The sequence below is a fragment of the Sandaracinobacter neustonicus genome (assembly GCF_006385875.1).
Lineage (GTDB): Bacteria > Pseudomonadota > Alphaproteobacteria > Sphingomonadales > Sphingomonadaceae > Sandaracinobacteroides > Sandaracinobacteroides neustonicus.
This window is the reverse complement of the sequence record NZ_VFSU01000028.1, coordinates 99,694-115,082: the sequence shown is the minus strand read 5'-3', so window position 1 is coordinate 115,082 and position 15,389 is coordinate 99,694. Positions and strand designations below refer to the sequence as shown.

The following is a 15,389-nucleotide window of genomic DNA, read 5'->3' as shown; positions in this document are numbered from 1 at the left end:
ATGGCAGACGACGCCCCCACCCCCGCCCGCCTGCCCGTGCCTGCCGTGCTGGACGCGCCGCTGCAACGGTTGCGCGCCAGCCCGCTGTTCGCCCGCTTCGGCTGGCCGATTGCCGCCACCACGGTCGCCGCGCTGGCGCTGGGCGGCTGGCTGGCCTTTTCCGAACCCACCCGCAGCCCGATCTTTTCGCAACTGCCCGAAGCGGACAAGGCCGCCGTCGTCACCGCGCTGGAAGATGCCGGCATGAGGGTCGCGCTCGATCCGCGCACGGGGGCGGTGCTGCTGCCGGAACAGGATCATGCCCGCGCCCGCATGCTGCTGGCGGCGCAGGGCCTGCCCAAGGCCGCGCCCGGCGGCGCGGAGCTGATGGCGAACATGCCGCTCGGCACCTCTCGTGCGCTGGAATCCGCCCGGTTGAAAACCGCGCAGGAACGCGAACTCGCAGCCTCGATCGAAAGCCTGGACAGTGTGCAGGCCGCGCGCGTGCTGATCGCCCGCCCCGAACCCTCGCCCTTCCTGCGGGATCGCGCCCCCGTCACCGCCGCCGTCACCCTCACGCTGGCCCCCGGCCGGGCGCTGTCGGAGTCGCAGTCGCGCGCAATCCTGCACCTTGTCGCGGGCGCGGTGCCCGGCCTTTCACCGGACAATGTCGCCATCTCCGATCAGGCCGGTCGGCTGCTGGCGGGCGAACCCGGCGCAGGCCGTATGCTCGCGGACGACAGGCGGCTGAAATTGCAGGCGGAAATGGAGGCGCGGACCCGCCAGTCCATCCTCGAACTGCTGGGGCCGGTGGTCGGCGCGGACAATCTCACCGCGCAGGTCCGCATCGAGCTGGACTTCGCCGCCCGCGAAGCCTCGGAAGAGCGTTACCAGCCGGACGGCGCGCTGCGCTCCGAACAATTCAGCCGGGGCACCTCGTCCGAACCGCGCGCCATCGGCATCCCCGGCGCGCTCAGCAACACCATCCCCGCCGCCCCGAACGTCACCGCCACACCCCCCGTCGCCAGCGGCCCCACGGTGCAGACGACGGGCAGCGAATCCGGCACCCGCAACTATGAACTGGGCCGCTCCGTACAAATCACCAGCCGCGCGGGCGGCGATATCCGCCGCCTGACGGCCGCCGTCGCCATCCGCGCCGACGCCCTCGGCCCGCCCGCTGGCCGCGCAAAGCGGCTGGCGGATTTGCGCAGCCTGGTGGAAGGCGCGGTTGGCTATGACCAGCAACGCGGGGACCGCATCGCCGTCTCCGCCAGCAGCTTCGCCCCCACCGCCGAAACCGAGGTGCCGATCTGGAAAGAACCGGTCGTCGTCGAAAGCTCCAAGTGGCTGGCGGCGGCGCTGGTCGCCATCGCCCTGCTCGCCTTCGTGATCCGCCCCTATGTCCGCCGCGCCATGGCCCGCGCCGACGCCCGCGCCGCAGAGGCAAGGGCGGCCGAAGCAGAGGCCATCGCCCTTGCCCCCGTGCCGTTGCCTGCGCTGCCGGATTACAGCCGCAAGCTCGCCGAAGCCCGGCTGCTGGCCGCGACGGACGGCGCGAAAGCCACCGCCGTCGCCCGCCGCCTGCTGTCGGGCGCGCCCGCATGAGCCTGTCGGGACCGGAAAAGACGGCGCTGCTGCTGCTGCTGCTGGAGGAGCCGGAGGCCGCGGGCCTGCTCGCCCGGCTGGATGCACAGGAAGTGGAACAGGTCGGCCGCGCCATGCTTTCCGTCGCGGAAGCCTCGCCGCAGACCATCGACGAGGTGCTGGGCGAAGTGCTGGAGGTGGCGCGCGACATCGTCTCCGTGTCCGAAGGGCCGCCCGCCGTGCGCGATCTGCTGGGCCGCGCGCTGGGCGAGGAACGCGCAGGCGGCATCATCGAGCGCATCGGCCATGAGGCCCGGCCGCCCCTGTTCGAACAGCTGGGCTGGCAGGAGCCATGGGCCATCGCCACCCTGCTGGAGCCGGAGCATCCACAGGTTCAAGCCTTCGTGCTGGCGCAGCTGCCCACACCGCGCGCGGCGCTGATTCTGGCCCGCCTGCCCGCCGCCGGGCAGCCCGATCTGGTGCGCCGCATCGCCACGCTGGGGCCGGTGATGCCCACCGCCGCCGAAACGCTGGACGCCGCGCTCAGCGAGCGCATCGCAGCCACCCGCCCGCGCCAGCCGCTCGCGGAACTGGGCGGGATGCAGCGCGCGGCGGACCTCATCAACCTTGCCGGGGTGGACGAAGCCCGCGCGCTGGAAGCGCTGTCCACCGTGGACAAGGGCGCGGCGGACCTGCTGAGCGAAACGCTGTTCACCTTCGCCGACCTCTCCCGGCTGGACAGCCGGGCGCTGCAGACGCTGCTGCGCGGGCTGGATGCGGACATGCTGGTGCCGGCGCTCCGCGCCGCCCCCGCGCCGCTGCGCGCGCTGCTGCTCGGCGCGATGCCGCAGCGGGCGGCGGAAGCGCTGAACGACGAGATCGACAATCGCGGCCCGGTGAAGATCGACGAGGCCGCGACCGCGCAAAAGGCCATCGCCGCCGCCGCGCGCAAGCTGGCCGCCGAGGGGACGATCAGCTTGCCCGGCAAGGGGCCGGCCTATGTCTGAAGCCCGACCCATCCCGCTGGCCCGGCTGTTCCGCACCGCGCCGCTGCCGCCCGCGCCACCCAGCGAAGCAGAGGTTCGCGCCAGCGCCGAAGCCCATGCGCGGGCAGAGGCGGACGCCGAATGGGGCGCGCATGTCGCCGCGCTGGAGGCCGCGCACGCCGCCGAACTGGCCCGCGTCGGCAGCGCAAGCGCGCAGCAACAGGTGCTGTCAGCCGAATTGGTCGCCGCGCTGGAGGGGCGGTTCGCGCAGGCGCTCGCCAGCCTCGCCTTCGATATCGCCCGGCAGCTGATGGCGGCCGAACCGTCGCTGCCGTCGGAGACCCTGCACATGCTGATCGCCGAGGCGCTGGCCGCCCTGCCCGAAGGCGCGGCTGGCGTGCTGCACCTTGCGCCGGACAGCCTGCCGCATGTCACGCCGCCGCCCGGCTGGCGGCTGCACGCCGACCCCAGCTTGCAGCAGGGCAGCATCCGCGCCGAAGCCGGCCCGGCGCTGGCTCGCGCCAGCCTGCCGTTGCGGCTGGAGGCGCTCGCCGCCCGCATACAGACGCCCCCCGGCATGGAGACGCCCCGATGAACGCTCACACCCCCGGCCTCGCCGCAGCGCTTCGGGCGGCGCAAGCCAGCCTCGCCGAAGTCCCCTGCCCGCTGCACGCCGCCCAGCCCGGCGGCCGCATCCGTGCGGCGGAAGGGCTGCTGCTCTCGTCAGACGGGCCGGAAGCCCCCGTCGGCGCGCTGCTGTCGGCCGATACGCCCACCGGCCCCGTGCCCTGCGAAGCGATCGGTTTCCGGCAGGGGCGGCTGCTGATGATGGCGCTGGCGGAAGCCGCCGTCGCGCCCGGCAGCGCCGTCTGGCTGGACGGCCCGGCGGGCGATGCCCCGGCAGGCCCGGCACTGCTGGGCCGGGTGACGGGCGCGCTGGGCGAAGCGCTGGACAGCCTCGGCCCGCTGGGCGCGGAGACCCGCTGGCCGCTGACGGGTAAGCCGCTGCCGCCGCTGGACCGCGCCGATGTCTCCCTGCCACTGGCCACCGGCGTGCGCGCCATCGACGCGCTGCTGACGCTGGGGCGCGGCCAGCGCGTGGGCCTGATGGCGGGCAGCGGCGTGGGGAAATCCACCCTGCTGCAACAGCTTGTGCTGGGCGCGGAGGCCGATTGCGTGGTGGTGGGGTTGATCGGCGAACGCGGCCGGGAAATCTCCGGCTTCCTCGACGCGCTGTCGCCGGAAGCCCGCGCCCGCACCCATATCGTCGCGGTTCCCGCAGATGCCGCCGCGCCTGCCCGGCTGCGCGGCTGCCTCGCCGCCTTCGCCTCGGCCGAAGCCCTGCGCGCCACCGGCCGCCATGTGCTGTTGCTGGTGGACAGCCTCACCCGCGTCGCCCATGCGCAACGCGAAATCGGCCTCGCCATCGGCGAACCGGCGGGCGCGCGCGGCTATCCGCCGTCTGCGCTGGCGCTGATCCCGCGCCTCGTGGAGCGGGCCGGGAACGACGCCCGCTCCGGTGGGGCGATCACCCTGCTCGCCACCGTGCTGGCAGACGGCGACGACACCGTGGCAGACCCGGTGGTGGACACCGCGCGCGGCGTGCTGGACGGGCATATCATCCTGAACCGCAGCATCGCCGCACGCGGCCGCTTCCCGGCCATCGACCTTGGCCATTCGCTCAGCCGCACCATGCCTGCCTGCGTGGGGGCCGCGCAGATCGCCGCCGCCACCGCCTTCCGCCGCGACTTGTCTTTGGCAGAGGCCAATCAGGATCTCGTCGCCATGGGGGCCTATTCGCCGGGCCACGATCTCGTGTTGGACAGGGCGCTCGCCCGCCGCGCGGAAATGGACAGCTTCCTCGCCCAGCCCCGCGACCGCGCCGTGGCGTTCGCAGACTCCGTTTCCACCCTCGTCGCCGGATGGTCGAACTGATGCCCGATGCCCGCACCCGCCTTCGCCGCCTGATCCTGCTGCTGCGCGCCGCCCGCGTGCGGGAAGCCACCGCGCTGCGCGAACTGGGCGCAGCAATTTCTGCCGAAGCGGACGCCTCGGCCCGCCGCAACCGCATCCTTTCCCTTTTGCAGGATACCACGCCGCTGATGGGGGCGATTCCCTCCGGCTCGCTGGCGGCGGGGGCGCAACTGCGCAGCCTGCTGGCCCCGGCACAGGCGAGCGCAGCCGTTGAGATCGAGGCCGCAGCCCGTCGCCGCGTCCGCGCGCAGCAGGCCGTGGAATCCGCCCGCGCCCGCTGCCGCCGCCTTGCAGACAGCCTGACCGCCACCCGCCGCGAAGCCGACGCCGAAACCGAGCGGTTCGCAGACCCGGCCCCGCGCAGGCTGCGCGCATGACAGCCGCGCTGGATGCCCCCGGAGCCGCCGATCTGCTGCTGCCCGCCGCCGGGCGCGCTCCGCCTAAGGGCGCGCATGCTGCGCAGCAGCCCCGCTTTGAACTTCCGGGAGAAGCCGCCCCGGAAGGCCAGCGCGACGCCGCGCTCTTCGAAGCCCTGCCGCCGCAAAGCGCCCCCGCGACCGATGGCGATGCGGACAACCCAGCCACGCCAAACATCAGTCCGCCTGCCGAGCCGCCGGCCACCCCGCTTCCGCCCCCGCCTCTGGCCGTGGCAGCCCAACCGCTTGCAACTGATGGCGGGCCGGATGGGGCTGAGGCAGACGGGACAGACGCAGGAATCGACGCCATCGAAACCGTCGCCAACGCCGTCCAGCTGCCCGATGCCCCGCCCTCCCGCACTGCGTCGCATAGCACCGCCGCGTCGCACACTGTCGCCATGCCGCTCAGCGGCGGCAGCCCGGCAGCGTCTCCGGAAGCCGATTCGCCCCCTCCGCCGCTGCCTGCGCGATCCACCCCCGTCGCCGCGAACGCCGCCCAGCCCGCACCACAACTGCCGCCACTGCGGATGGAAGCCGAAGCCCCCCACCGGCCCGCGGCAGAGCCTGCCACGGCCACGCCCGCCACGCCGACCGTCGCGTCAGCCGCCCCTGCCACGCCCGCCCCTCCGGCGGATATCCGCATCAGCACGCCGGGCGAACAGGCGCTGCAAGTCACCATCGTCGCCGGCAGTTCGGATCTCAGGGATCGAATCTCCGCCGCCCGGCCGGAACTGCGCGCGGACCTTGCGCGGGTTGGGGCCGAAGTGGACCTGATCTCTGTGGAACTTCGCCCGGCACCCGGCCCATCCTCTGCGCAGGCCAATCCGTCGCAACAGGGCAGCGACGGGCCCGGCAAACAGGCAAACGGGGGAGGCGACGCCAGCGCCATGACATCATCTTCAGCAGATTTCGGCACTGCGACAGATTCCGGCAACGCAGAGCCGGGCAGCGCCGGTTTCGGCACGGGCGATTTCGCGGCCGCCATCCGGCATCATTCCCCGGCCGACCGGCCCGCCCACGAACTGCCAAGCGACCTGTCCGCAGAGGCCGGCCCCGCCGCGCCGCAATCGGCAGACCCGACAGCAGGCACGGGCCCGCAGGACAGCCGCGCACAGGATGGCGGCGCGCAGGCAGACCCCCGCCCGGATAAACCCTCCGATCAATCCTCCGCCCGCGCACAGGCAGACGGCGGCCGCCCCGGCCAGCACAGCCGCCAGCCCGCGCGCCTGCAAGACGCCCAGTCCGGCCTCCGCCCCCCTCTCCCCGCGCCGGTTATCGCCCGCGCCGAAACCCGCAGGATCGACCGTTATGCCTGATCTCCCGCCGAAGGCCCGCCCCCATGGTTGAAGCCGCCGCACCCGCAGCGCCTGCGCCGAAGCCCGGCTTGCTGAAGCGCCTTGCCCTGCCGTTGATCCTGCTGCTGGGTGGCGCGGCGGCGGGCGCGGCCGGGGCCTATTTCATGCCTGCCCTGATCCCGGCCAGCCATGAGAAAAAGCCGCCTGCGCCCAAGGTCGCGCCGCTGGAATATGTGGAAATCCCCAACAGTTTCACCGCGAACCTGAAAGATACCGGCCGCTTCGTGCAGGTGAAGATCGCCATCTCCACGCAGGGCGGCGAAACGGTGACGGAGGCGGTGAAGCGCCACCAGATCGCCATCGTCGCCGCCGTGCTGGATATATTGGCGGATACGACGGAGGCCGATCTCTCCAATCCCGGCGGACGGGAAAAACTCACCCGGCAGATGCGCCTCGCCATCAACGATGTGCTGCAACGCAAGAGCGGGATCGCCGGCGTCGATGACGTCTTCCTTACCAGCTTCGTGATGCAATAGGGAGGCTGCCCGTGGCCCGCGCCATCGTCTGGCCCAGCATCGGCGATCCCGCCCCCGAAGCCGCGCCTGCCCTGATGGAGGCGCTGGATGCTCCGGCGCTCGCGGCGGCATTTGGCCCGGAACTCGCCCGACTGATGGGTGCGCGCATCACCGCACGCGTCAGCAATACGCCGTCGGCGTCGCCGCTGCTGCACCTCTCCTCCATCGCGCTGTCTGCCCCCGTCGAACTGTCCGCGATCGGCCTCGGCTGCCCGGCTGACAGCGCCGCGCGGCTGTTGGAACGGCTGTTCGGCACCCGCGCCGCCGATGGTGCCCGCCCGGCGGGGGTGGAGGCGCTGCCGCCCGGCTCGGCCTCGTGGGCGGTGCTGTGCCACACGCTGGCGCAGGCGCTGGCGCGCGCACTACCCGCCGCCAACGCCAGCGCCGCCGCGCCCGCCCGCCATACGGACAGGCCGCGCGCGCTGAACCCCGAACCGGCCTTCCTGCTGGAGCTCGACGTGGAAGGCATGGCCTGCACGCTGGCGGTCGTGCTGGAGGGTGCCCGCCCTGCCCCACCCCCACCGGACGCGCCGGATGCCGCAGAATGGCGCCAGCGCGCCCGTGCCCGTGCGCTGGATCTGGAACTGCCCGTGGCACTGCGCATCGCTGAGCGGCGGATCGGCCTTGCCCAGCTCGCCGCGCTGCAACCCGGCGACATTCTGCCGCTGGAGCGTCCGGAAACGGTGGACGTGCTGGCCGCAGGCCGCCGCATCGCCCGCCTGCCCGCCGCCCAACTGCTCCCGCCCGAAGGACCAGAGGAATGAACGCCATCCCCCCCAAAGGCCAGATGGCCGCCAAGCCCGCGCCGGATGGCGATCCGGTGCGCCTCACCATGGATTTTGGCAGCGATCTGGCGGCCGATGCCCTCGCCGAACCGGAAATGGCGGAGATGGGCGAACCGCTCCCCCGTGCCCGCGCGACTCCCAGAGCACCCGCCATGCCCGCCGGGCTAGCCGGGCTGGAACTCACGCTCACGGTGGAAGTCGGCCAGCTACGCATCCCGCTGAAAGACCTGATGGCAGTCGAGCCGGGGCAGCTGCTTGCGCTGGACCGGATGACGGCCGAGCCGGTCGCCGTGCTGGTGAACGGCAAGCTGTTCGCCCATGGCGAAATCGTCGCCGTGGGGGAGCGGTTCGGCGTGCGGCTGACGGACATCGCCGCCCCGGCAGGTCTCGCCTGATGTTCGGCGAATTCCTGCTCCGCCTCGCGGTCGCGCTGCCGCTGGTCTGCGCGCTGGCCACGCTCAGCCTGTGGGCGGTGAAGCGCGGCTGGTTTCGCCTGCCCCCTATAAAGATGCTCGGCGTGGTGACACGCGCCCCACAGGAGCCTCCCCCGCTCGACCTGATCGCCACCCGCAGCCTCGGCCCCGGCGCGCGCCTCGCCGTGGTGCGCTTCGATGGCCGCGATCATCTGGTCGGCCAATCCGGCAACGCCTTCACGCTGATCGCCAGCACCGTCCCGCAGGAGCAACCGCCATGCGCGTCCTGACTGCCGCCCGCCGACGCCACGCCCTGCTGTTCGTGGTGGGGCTGCTGGCCATGCTGATGGCCGCGCCGGTGTTCGCGCAAACCGCGCCGGAACAGCCCAGCGCGCTCGGCGGCCTGATCGCGCTCGCCGGGGGCGAAAAGGGCACCGCCTTCTCGCTTTCGCTGCAGGTGCTGCTGCTGATGACGCTACTCACCCTGCTGCCCTCGGTGCTGCTGATGATGACGGCGTTCGTCCGCATCGTCGTGGTGCTCGCCATCCTCCGGCAGGCGATCGGCCTGCAGCAGGCCCCGCCCAACCAGTTGATGATCGGGCTGGCGCTGTTCCTCACCTTCTTCGTGATGCAGCCCTGGATGGAGCGGATCAATGATCAGGCGCTGCAACCCTTCGTCGCCAACGAACTGCCCGCCGAACAGGCCATCAGCCGCGCGTCTGACATCCTGCACGGCTTCATGCTGCAGCACACCCGCACGGCCGATCTGAACCTGTTCGCGGGCCTCGCCAATGCCTCGCCCTTCGCCAGCGAGGCGGAGGTGCCCATGCGCATCCTGCTGCCCGCCTTTGCCACCTCCGAACTGAAAACGGCGTTCCAGATCGGCATTCTGCTGTTCCTGCCCTTCCTCATCATCGATCTCGTCGTTGCGTCCGTGCTGATGGCGCTGGGGATGATGATGGTGTCGCCGGTGCTGATCGCGCTGCCGTTCAAGCTGATGCTGTTCGTCGCAGTGGATGGTTGGGCGCTCGTCACCGCCTCTCTCGCGCGGAGTTTCGCCACATGAACGGCACCGATCTTCTGTATGATACCGCCGCGCGGGGGGCGTGGGTGCTGGTGCTCGCCACCCTGCCCGCGCTGCTGCCCGCGCTCGCCATCGGCCTTGTCGTCGGGCTGTTGCAGGCGGCCACCTCCATTCAGGAGGCAACGCTCAGCTTCATCCCCAAGCTGATCGGCGTGTTCCTTGCCCTCGTGCTGTTCGGCGGCGTGATCGGCGGGCTGCTCAGCGATTATCTGCGGGAGGCCGCGAGCGCGATTCCCATGATGGCCCGCTGACCCCCCGATGCTCCCTCCCGCCATCGAGCCATTCCTTCTCGCCCTCCTCTTCACCAGCCTGCGCACGGGGGCGGCGCTCACCTTCCTGCCCGCGCTCGGTGGTCAGTTGATCCCGGTGCGCGTGCGGATCGGGCTGGCAGGGGCCGTCAGCTGGCTGGTGATCGGCAGCGGCCACGCCCCCACGCCGCCTACAGACCTGCTCAGCCTCCCCGGCTTCGCGGCCATCGCGGGCGAACTGCTGATCGGCCTCGCCGCCGCGCTGTCGCTGCACGCCGCCTTCGCCGTCGCGCTCGCCGCCGGGGACTGGTTGGCTCAATCCATGGGTCTTGGCTTCGCACAACTGGTCGATCCCACGATGCCGCAGGCCCCTATCCTTTCCGGCCTGTTCGCCATGCTGATGTGGGCGTTGCTGCTCACGGGAGGCGGCCATCTCGTGTTTCTGGACATCCTGATCCGCAGCTATGCCGCCATGCCGAACGCGGCCGCGCTGTTCGAACCCGGACGCCTTTCCGCCGTCACCGCATGGGGCGGCTATGCCTTCGCCTCGGCCTTCATCGCCGCGCTGCCCGTCGGCGCGACGCTGCTGATGGTGAACCTCGCCATCGGCGTCGCCGCCCGCTCCGCGCCGCAGCTGAACCTGTTTTCCATCGGCTTCCCGCTGATGCTGCTAATCGGGCTCATCGCCCTGCCGCTCGCACTGCCCGCGCTCGCCGCCAGCTTTCAGGGCGCGCTCACCGCCTCGCAATCCCGCCTCGCGGACCTGCTTCTTGGCTGACGACAATCGCACAGAGGCCCCCACCCAGCGCCGCAAGCAGGACGCGCTGGAGAAAGGGGACCGCCTGCTCTCCCGCGATCTCGCCACCGCGGTCGCGGGGCTGGCGGGCTTCCTCTGGCTCTGGTCTCAGGCCGACACGCTGGCCGCCCGCCTCTCCGCCGGTCTCGCCAATGCGCTGAGCTTCGCGCCCGCCGACGTCCGCCGCTTCACCCCCGTCGAACGCGCGGTGGAAATGGTGGCCCCGCTCGCCATCCCCATCGCCCTGCTGGGCGCGCTGCTGCTGCTCGCCGCCGCCGTCGGGCAAGCCGCCAGCGGCGGCATCGGCTTCGTTCCCGGCCTGCTCGCCCCCAAGCCGGAGCGACTGAACCCCCTCGCCGGGCTGAAGCGGCTGTTCGGCTCGCGCGGCCTGATCGAACTGGCGAAGTCGATTTTGAAGGCGGCTCTGCTGCTCGGCGTTTCCACATGGTTCCTTCGCGGCCATCAGCAGCATCTCGCCAGCCTGTCCGCCTTGCCGTTCGAAGCCGCCGTGCAGCAGGCTGCCCGTCTCGCCGGGCTGCTGCTGCTCTGGCTGGGCGCGGGCCTTGCCTTCATCGCCGGGATCGATCTGCCGGTGCAGCTGTTCCAGTGGTTGAAGAAACTCCGCATGTCGAAGCAGGACATCCGCGACGAGCATAAGCAACAGGAAGGCTCGCCGGAAATGAAGGCCGCCATCCGCCGCGCCGCGCGGGACGCCATCCGCCGCTCCAACCGCGCCGGCATGGCCGAGGCCACCGTCGTCGTCACCAACCCGACCCATTTCGCGGTCGCGCTGCGCTACCGCCCGGATGCCGATTCCGCCCCCACCATCGTCGCCCGCGGCCGCGGCACCGCCGCAGAGGTCATCCGCGAAATGGCCGCCGCGCAGGCCACGCCGATCCTCTCCTACCCCTCCGTCGCCCGCGCGCTCTATTTCACCGGCAAGGTCGGCCAGCTCGTCCGCCCCGATCTCTACACCGCCGTCGCCACCATCCTAGCCTTCGTGCTGCGCGTCGGCGCGCAGGGCGAACCGCCGCCCGCAGAAGCCCCGGCCTCAGCGTTGTTCGACGAGAATGGACGACGGGCGGGGTAACGCGCGGGGGGCTACCCCTTGGCCTTCGCCACCGTCACCAGTGCCGGGCGGAGCAGCCGGTCTTTCAGCATATAGCCGGCTTGCAGTTCGGAGACGATGGTGCCGGGTTCGGCGTCATGCTCCACTTCCACCATGGCCTGGTGGCTGTTCGGGTCCAGCGGCAGGCCGACTGCGGGCACGCGCTTCACGCCATGGCGCTCGAGGATGGCGGAGAGTTCGCGGCCCGTCGCTTCAAGCCCGGCGCGCAGCGCGTCCGAGGCTTCGGCGGGCAGCGATTCGAGGGCGCGGGTGAGGTTGTCTGCCACGGTCAGCATGTCGCGCGCGAAGTTGGCGGCGGCATATTGTACGGCGTCGGCCTTGTCCCGCTCAAGGCGGCGGCGGGTGTTTTCGGCTTCGGCGGCCATGCGCAGGGCGCGGTCGCGCTCTGCGTCGCGCTCGGTCACGAGGGAGACGATCTCCTCCCGGGCGGCGGCCAGTTCCTGTTCCACGGTGTGTTCGTCTGCGCCGATGTCCGGCGTTTCGGCAGTCATGCCATCAACCTCGATAATCTGTTTGCGGTGAAATCCACCATGGGGACGACGCGGGCATAGTTCAACCTTGTGGGGCCGATTACGCCGACAACGCCGATCACCCGGCCATCCGCGCCGCGATAGGGCGCGGCGATCACGGAGGAGCCGGAGAGGGCGAACAGCCGGGTTTCCGCGCCGATGAAGATTCGCATCGCGTCGGATTGCCGCGCCTGATCCAGCAGGCGGGCGAGTTCGGCCTTTTCTTCCAGTTCCTCCAGCAGGGCGCGGGCGCGATCCAGATCGACATCGTTCAGCAGATGCGCCTGCCCGCGCACGATCAGCACCGGGCCTGCGCCATCCGACGACCATGAAGCAAGACCCTCTGCGACGAGGGTGGCGGTGAGCTGATCCAGTTCGGCGCGGTTGGTATCGATTTCCACCTGCAGCCGGGCGACGGCATCCGCCAGTGTGAGGCCGGAGAGCCGGGCGTTGACGTAATTCTGCGCCTGTTCCAGCGCTTCGCGGGGCAGGTTTTCCGGCAGCGCGATCACGCGATTTTCGATGCCGCCATCCGCGCCGACAAGGATGGCGAGCGCCCGCCCCGCGCCCAGCGGCACGAGGTTCAGCTGGCGGATGACCGGTTCGGTTTTCGGCGCGGCGACGACGGCGGCGCATTGGGCGAGGCCGGAGAGCGCCGACGTGGTGCGCGACAGAAGGTCTTCAAGGCTGGCACCCGCGCGCATCGCTTCCGCTTCGATGGCGGCGATGTCAGCGGCGTCCGGCACGGCGACCTGCATCATCCCATCCACGAACAGGCGCAGGCCCTGTTCGGTGGGAACACGCCCAGCCGAGGTGTGCGGGGCTTCCAGCAGGCCCAGCTCCTCCAGATCCTGCATCACGTTGCGGATGGAGGCAGGCGACAGTTGCAGGCCGCCAAGCCGGGATAGCGTGCGGGAGCCGACCGGCGCGCCGGTGGCGAGATAGGAGTCCACGATGTCGCGGAAGATGCCGCGCGCGCGGTCTGACAGCTGGGATACGGAAATTCCGCCATGCTCGTGCATATGGGGAATGTAGGCGGGAAGGCTGTGCGGCTCAACCGGCTTGGCACTGGCGCTTGCTCGGCTTAAGGCAGTGGCAACTTCCGTGGAACAGAGGAATTCAGATGCGACCTTCGGGCCGTTCGCCGGACATGATGCGCGAGATCGGGATGCAGCCGGGCTTTTCCGCCCATGCCGAAGGGTCTTGCCTGGTGAAGTTCGGGCAGACCCATGTGCTGGTGACGGCGAGCGTGGAAGAGAAGCTGCCGCCGTGGATGCGCGGCAAAGGCGAAGGCTGGGTGACGGCGGAATATGGCATGCTGCCCCGCGCCACCCACACGCGCGGCAGCCGCGAAGCCGCCAAGGGCAAGCAGAGCGGGCGGACGCAGGAAATCCAGCGGCTGATCGGGCGTTCCCTGCGCGCGGTGACGGACCTGAAGGCGCTGGGCGAGCGGCAGATCACGCTGGATTGCGACGTGCTGCAGGCCGATGGCGGCACGCGCACGGCGGCGATTTCCGGCGCCTGGGTGGCGCTGCGGCTGGCGCTGGACAAGATCCATGCCGTGACGCCGTTCGCTGTCGACCCCCTGCCGGTGCAGGTCGCGGCGGTGTCCTGCGGCGTGTATGAAGGCACGCCGGTGCTCGATCTGGATTATGACGAGGATTCGGTGGCGCACACGGACGGCAATTTTGTGCTGACATCGAAAGGCTCGCTGGTGGAAGTGCAGGCGACAGCCGAAGGCGCGGTGTTCGAGGAGGAAACGCTGCTGCGCCTGCTGCGGCTGGCCCGCATCGGCACGGACGCGATCTTCGCAGCGCAGCGGGCGGCTACGGGTCGGTGATTGCCGCCGTCGGCCCGAAGCTGGTCCTCGCCTCCCACAACAAGGGGAAGCTGCGGGAGATTTCGGCACTGCTGGCTCCGTTCGGGATTGAAGCGGTGGCGGCCAGCGAGTTCGGGCTGGCGGAGCCGGTGGAGACCGAGGACAGCTTTGCGGGCAACGCCTTGCTGAAGGCGCGCTTTGCGGCCGAGGGCGCGGGCTTGCCTGCCTTGTCTGACGACAGCGGGTTGTGCGTGGCGGCGCTGGGCGGGGAGCCGGGGGTCTATACCGCGGATTGGGCCGAAACCCCGAACGGGCGGGACTGGATGCTCGCCATGACGAAGGTGGAACAGCGGCTGGCGGCGTTGGGGTCGGATGTGTCGCGCGCGGCGGAGTTTGTCTGCGTGCTGGCGCTGGTGTGGCCTAATGGACGGGCGGAAACCTTCGAGGGGCGGATGCCGGGCACGCTGGTGTGGCCGCCGCGCGGCGAGCTGGGCTTCGGCTATGATCCGGTGTTCGTGCCGGAGGGCTATACGCAGACCTTCGCCGAGATGGACCCGGCGGAAAAGCATGCGATCAGCCACCGTGCCAGGGCCTTCGCCAAGCTGAAAGCGGCGCTGGGGGGCGGATGAGCGGCGATCTCGCCCTTTATGTTCACTGGCCCTTCTGCGTCACCAAATGCCCCTATTGCGACTTCAACAGCCATGTGCGGGAACGGGTGGATCAGGCCGGGTGGCGCGCGGCGCTGGTGGCGGATTTGCGACATGAAGCGCGGCTGACGGCGGGGCAGCGGCTGGTCTCCATCTTCTTCGGCGGCGGCACCCCCAGCCTGATGGACCCCGGCACCACCGAAGCGCTGATTGCCGAGGCGCTGGCGCTGTGGCCGAACGATGGCGCTGTGGAGATCACGCTGGAGGCAAACCCTTCGTCCGTGGAGGCTGCGCGCTTTGCCGATTTCGCCTCTGCCGGGGTGAACCGGGTATCCTTGGGGTTGCAGGCGCTGGACGATGCAGCGCTGAAGCTGCTGGGGCGGCCGCATGATCTGGCACAAGGCTTGGCGGCGCTGGAGGTGGCGCAGCGGCATTTCAGGCGTGTCAGCTTCGATCTGATCCACAGCCGCCCGGGGCAGACGGTGGCGGCGTGGGAAGCGGAACTGGCCCGCGCGCTGAGCTTCGGCACCGAGCATCTGTCTGCCTATCAGCTGACCATCGAGGAAGGCACGCGCTTCCACACGCTGGCGCGCAAGGGCCTGCTGGACTTGCCCGACGAGGAGGCGGCGGCCGATATGTTCGAGCTGACCGGTGCGCTGTGCACGGCGGCGGGGCTGCCGCTGTATGAGGTTTCCAACCACGCCCGGCCCGGCGCGGAGAGCCGGCACAATCTGCAATATTGGCGCTATGGCGATTATGCGGGTGTCGGCCCCGGCGCGCACGGGCGGCGCGGCGGGCTGGCGACCACGCGGCTGAAGCGGCCGGAAAGCTGGCTGGAGGCCGTGCAGGCGCGCGGCGAAGGGCTGGAGGCAGAGGAGGCGATCGCCCCCGAAGACGCCGCCGAGGAAGCGCTGATGATGGGGCTGCGCCTGGCGGAGGGGCTGGACCCGGCTGACTTCGCGGCGCGCACCGGCGTGGCGCTGGGCGCGGTGGCCTCTCAACCCGCGCGGGCGCGGTTGCAGGCGATGGGTTTGCTGGCACCGGGCGCGCGGCTGCGGGTGACGGATGCCGGGCGGATGTTGACCAATCGCTTGATTCTGGAACTGGCTTCGGGCTTGAAACAATCGGATGCCATGCCAAGTTGAAGGCG

At 70.9% G+C, this 15,389-nt stretch carries 19 protein-coding genes; 17 read left to right on the top strand and 2 right to left on the bottom strand.

Annotation, left to right across the window (positions count from 1 at the left end; genetic code table 11):
- The 14 genes from fliF to FJQ54_RS12055 are packed head-to-tail and all read left to right on the top strand — an operon-like array spanning position 1 to position 11,225.
- On the top strand, positions 1-1,584 hold the full coding sequence (gene fliF / locus FJQ54_RS12120) for a flagellar basal-body MS-ring/collar protein FliF (protein ID WP_140928675.1): 1,584 nt from the start codon (positions 1-3) through the stop codon (positions 1,582-1,584).
- Positions 1,581-2,570, top strand: coding sequence for a flagellar motor switch protein FliG (locus FJQ54_RS12115; protein ID WP_140928674.1), 990 nt, complete (start codon positions 1,581-1,583; stop codon positions 2,568-2,570). Before fliF ends, FJQ54_RS12115 begins: the two co-directional genes overlap by 4 nt.
- On the top strand, positions 2,563-3,144 hold the full coding sequence (locus FJQ54_RS12110; protein WP_140928673.1) for a FliH/SctL family protein: 582 nt from the start codon (positions 2,563-2,565) through the stop codon (positions 3,142-3,144). The genes FJQ54_RS12115 and FJQ54_RS12110 overlap by 8 nt, the downstream gene beginning before the upstream one ends.
- Positions 3,141-4,484 (top strand): FliI/YscN family ATPase, encoded by a 1,344-nt coding sequence (locus FJQ54_RS12105; RefSeq protein WP_140928672.1) that lies wholly within the window; start codon positions 3,141-3,143, stop codon positions 4,482-4,484. The genes FJQ54_RS12110 and FJQ54_RS12105 overlap by 4 nt, the downstream gene beginning before the upstream one ends.
- Entirely contained in the window at positions 4,472-4,900 is a 429-nt protein-coding gene (locus FJQ54_RS12100) for a hypothetical protein (RefSeq protein WP_140928671.1), read from the top strand. Before FJQ54_RS12105 ends, FJQ54_RS12100 begins: the two co-directional genes overlap by 13 nt.
- Complete coding sequence (locus FJQ54_RS12095) at positions 4,897-6,255, top strand: flagellar hook-length control protein FliK (protein ID WP_140928670.1); 1,359 nt, start codon at positions 4,897-4,899, stop codon at positions 6,253-6,255. The genes FJQ54_RS12100 and FJQ54_RS12095 overlap by 4 nt, the downstream gene beginning before the upstream one ends.
- 23 nt (positions 6,256-6,278) lie before the next feature.
- Positions 6,279-6,770, top strand: coding sequence for a flagellar basal body-associated FliL family protein (locus tag FJQ54_RS12090; RefSeq protein WP_140928669.1), 492 nt, complete (start codon positions 6,279-6,281; stop codon positions 6,768-6,770).
- Positions 6,771-6,781: 11 nt separating this feature from the next.
- On the top strand, positions 6,782-7,573 hold the full coding sequence (locus FJQ54_RS12085; RefSeq protein ID WP_140928668.1) for a FliM/FliN family flagellar motor C-terminal domain-containing protein: 792 nt from the start codon (positions 6,782-6,784) through the stop codon (positions 7,571-7,573).
- Positions 7,570-7,989 (top strand): FliM/FliN family flagellar motor switch protein, encoded by a 420-nt coding sequence (locus FJQ54_RS12080; RefSeq protein WP_140928667.1) that lies wholly within the window; start codon positions 7,570-7,572, stop codon positions 7,987-7,989. The genes FJQ54_RS12085 and FJQ54_RS12080 overlap by 4 nt, the downstream gene beginning before the upstream one ends.
- A complete protein-coding gene (locus FJQ54_RS12075) occupies positions 7,989-8,297 on the top strand; it encodes a flagellar biosynthetic protein FliO (protein WP_140928666.1) in 309 nt (102 codons plus the stop codon). Before FJQ54_RS12080 ends, FJQ54_RS12075 begins: the two co-directional genes overlap by 1 nt.
- Positions 8,285-9,073 (top strand): flagellar type III secretion system pore protein FliP, encoded by a 789-nt coding sequence (gene fliP, locus FJQ54_RS12070; protein WP_140928665.1) that lies wholly within the window; start codon positions 8,285-8,287, stop codon positions 9,071-9,073. The genes FJQ54_RS12075 and fliP overlap by 13 nt, the downstream gene beginning before the upstream one ends.
- Positions 9,070-9,342, top strand: a complete 273-nt coding sequence (locus tag FJQ54_RS12065) for a flagellar biosynthetic protein FliQ (RefSeq protein WP_140928664.1) — start codon at positions 9,070-9,072, stop codon at positions 9,340-9,342. The genes fliP and FJQ54_RS12065 overlap by 4 nt, the downstream gene beginning before the upstream one ends.
- 7 nt (positions 9,343-9,349) lie before the next feature.
- Positions 9,350-10,117 carry a flagellar biosynthetic protein FliR gene (locus tag FJQ54_RS12060; protein ID WP_140928663.1) on the top strand — a complete coding sequence of 256 codons (768 nt, stop codon included), beginning with the start codon at positions 9,350-9,352 and terminating at the stop codon, positions 10,115-10,117.
- Positions 10,110-11,225 (top strand): EscU/YscU/HrcU family type III secretion system export apparatus switch protein, encoded by a 1,116-nt coding sequence (locus FJQ54_RS12055; RefSeq protein WP_140928662.1) that lies wholly within the window; start codon positions 10,110-10,112, stop codon positions 11,223-11,225. The genes FJQ54_RS12060 and FJQ54_RS12055 overlap by 8 nt, the downstream gene beginning before the upstream one ends.
- Before the next feature lie 11 nt (positions 11,226-11,236).
- On the opposite strand, the gene grpE is transcribed toward FJQ54_RS12055, so the two are convergent.
- Together grpE and hrcA are read right to left on the bottom strand one after the other, a co-directional pair.
- On the bottom strand, positions 11,237-11,755 hold the full coding sequence (gene grpE, locus FJQ54_RS12050; protein WP_140928661.1) for a nucleotide exchange factor GrpE: 519 nt from the start codon (positions 11,753-11,755) through the stop codon (positions 11,237-11,239).
- On the bottom strand, positions 11,752-12,795 hold the full coding sequence (gene hrcA, locus FJQ54_RS12045) for a heat-inducible transcriptional repressor HrcA (protein WP_140928660.1): 1,044 nt from the start codon (positions 12,793-12,795) through the stop codon (positions 11,752-11,754). The genes grpE and hrcA overlap by 4 nt, the downstream gene beginning before the upstream one ends.
- Positions 12,796-12,896: 101 nt before the next feature.
- On the opposite strand from hrcA, the gene rph reads away from it, so the two are divergent.
- The 3 genes from rph to hemW are packed head-to-tail and all read left to right on the top strand — an operon-like array spanning position 12,897 to position 15,384.
- Entirely contained in the window at positions 12,897-13,613 is a 717-nt protein-coding gene (gene rph, locus FJQ54_RS12040; protein ID WP_140928659.1) for a ribonuclease PH, read from the top strand.
- Positions 13,610-14,221 (top strand): RdgB/HAM1 family non-canonical purine NTP pyrophosphatase, encoded by a 612-nt coding sequence (rdgB, locus tag FJQ54_RS12035; RefSeq protein WP_207790417.1) that lies wholly within the window; start codon positions 13,610-13,612, stop codon positions 14,219-14,221. Before rph ends, rdgB begins: the two co-directional genes overlap by 4 nt.
- On the top strand, positions 14,218-15,384 hold the full coding sequence (gene hemW / locus FJQ54_RS12030; protein ID WP_140928658.1) for a radical SAM family heme chaperone HemW: 1,167 nt from the start codon (positions 14,218-14,220) through the stop codon (positions 15,382-15,384). Before rdgB ends, hemW begins: the two co-directional genes overlap by 4 nt.
- Positions 15,385-15,389: the final 5 nt, after the last annotated feature.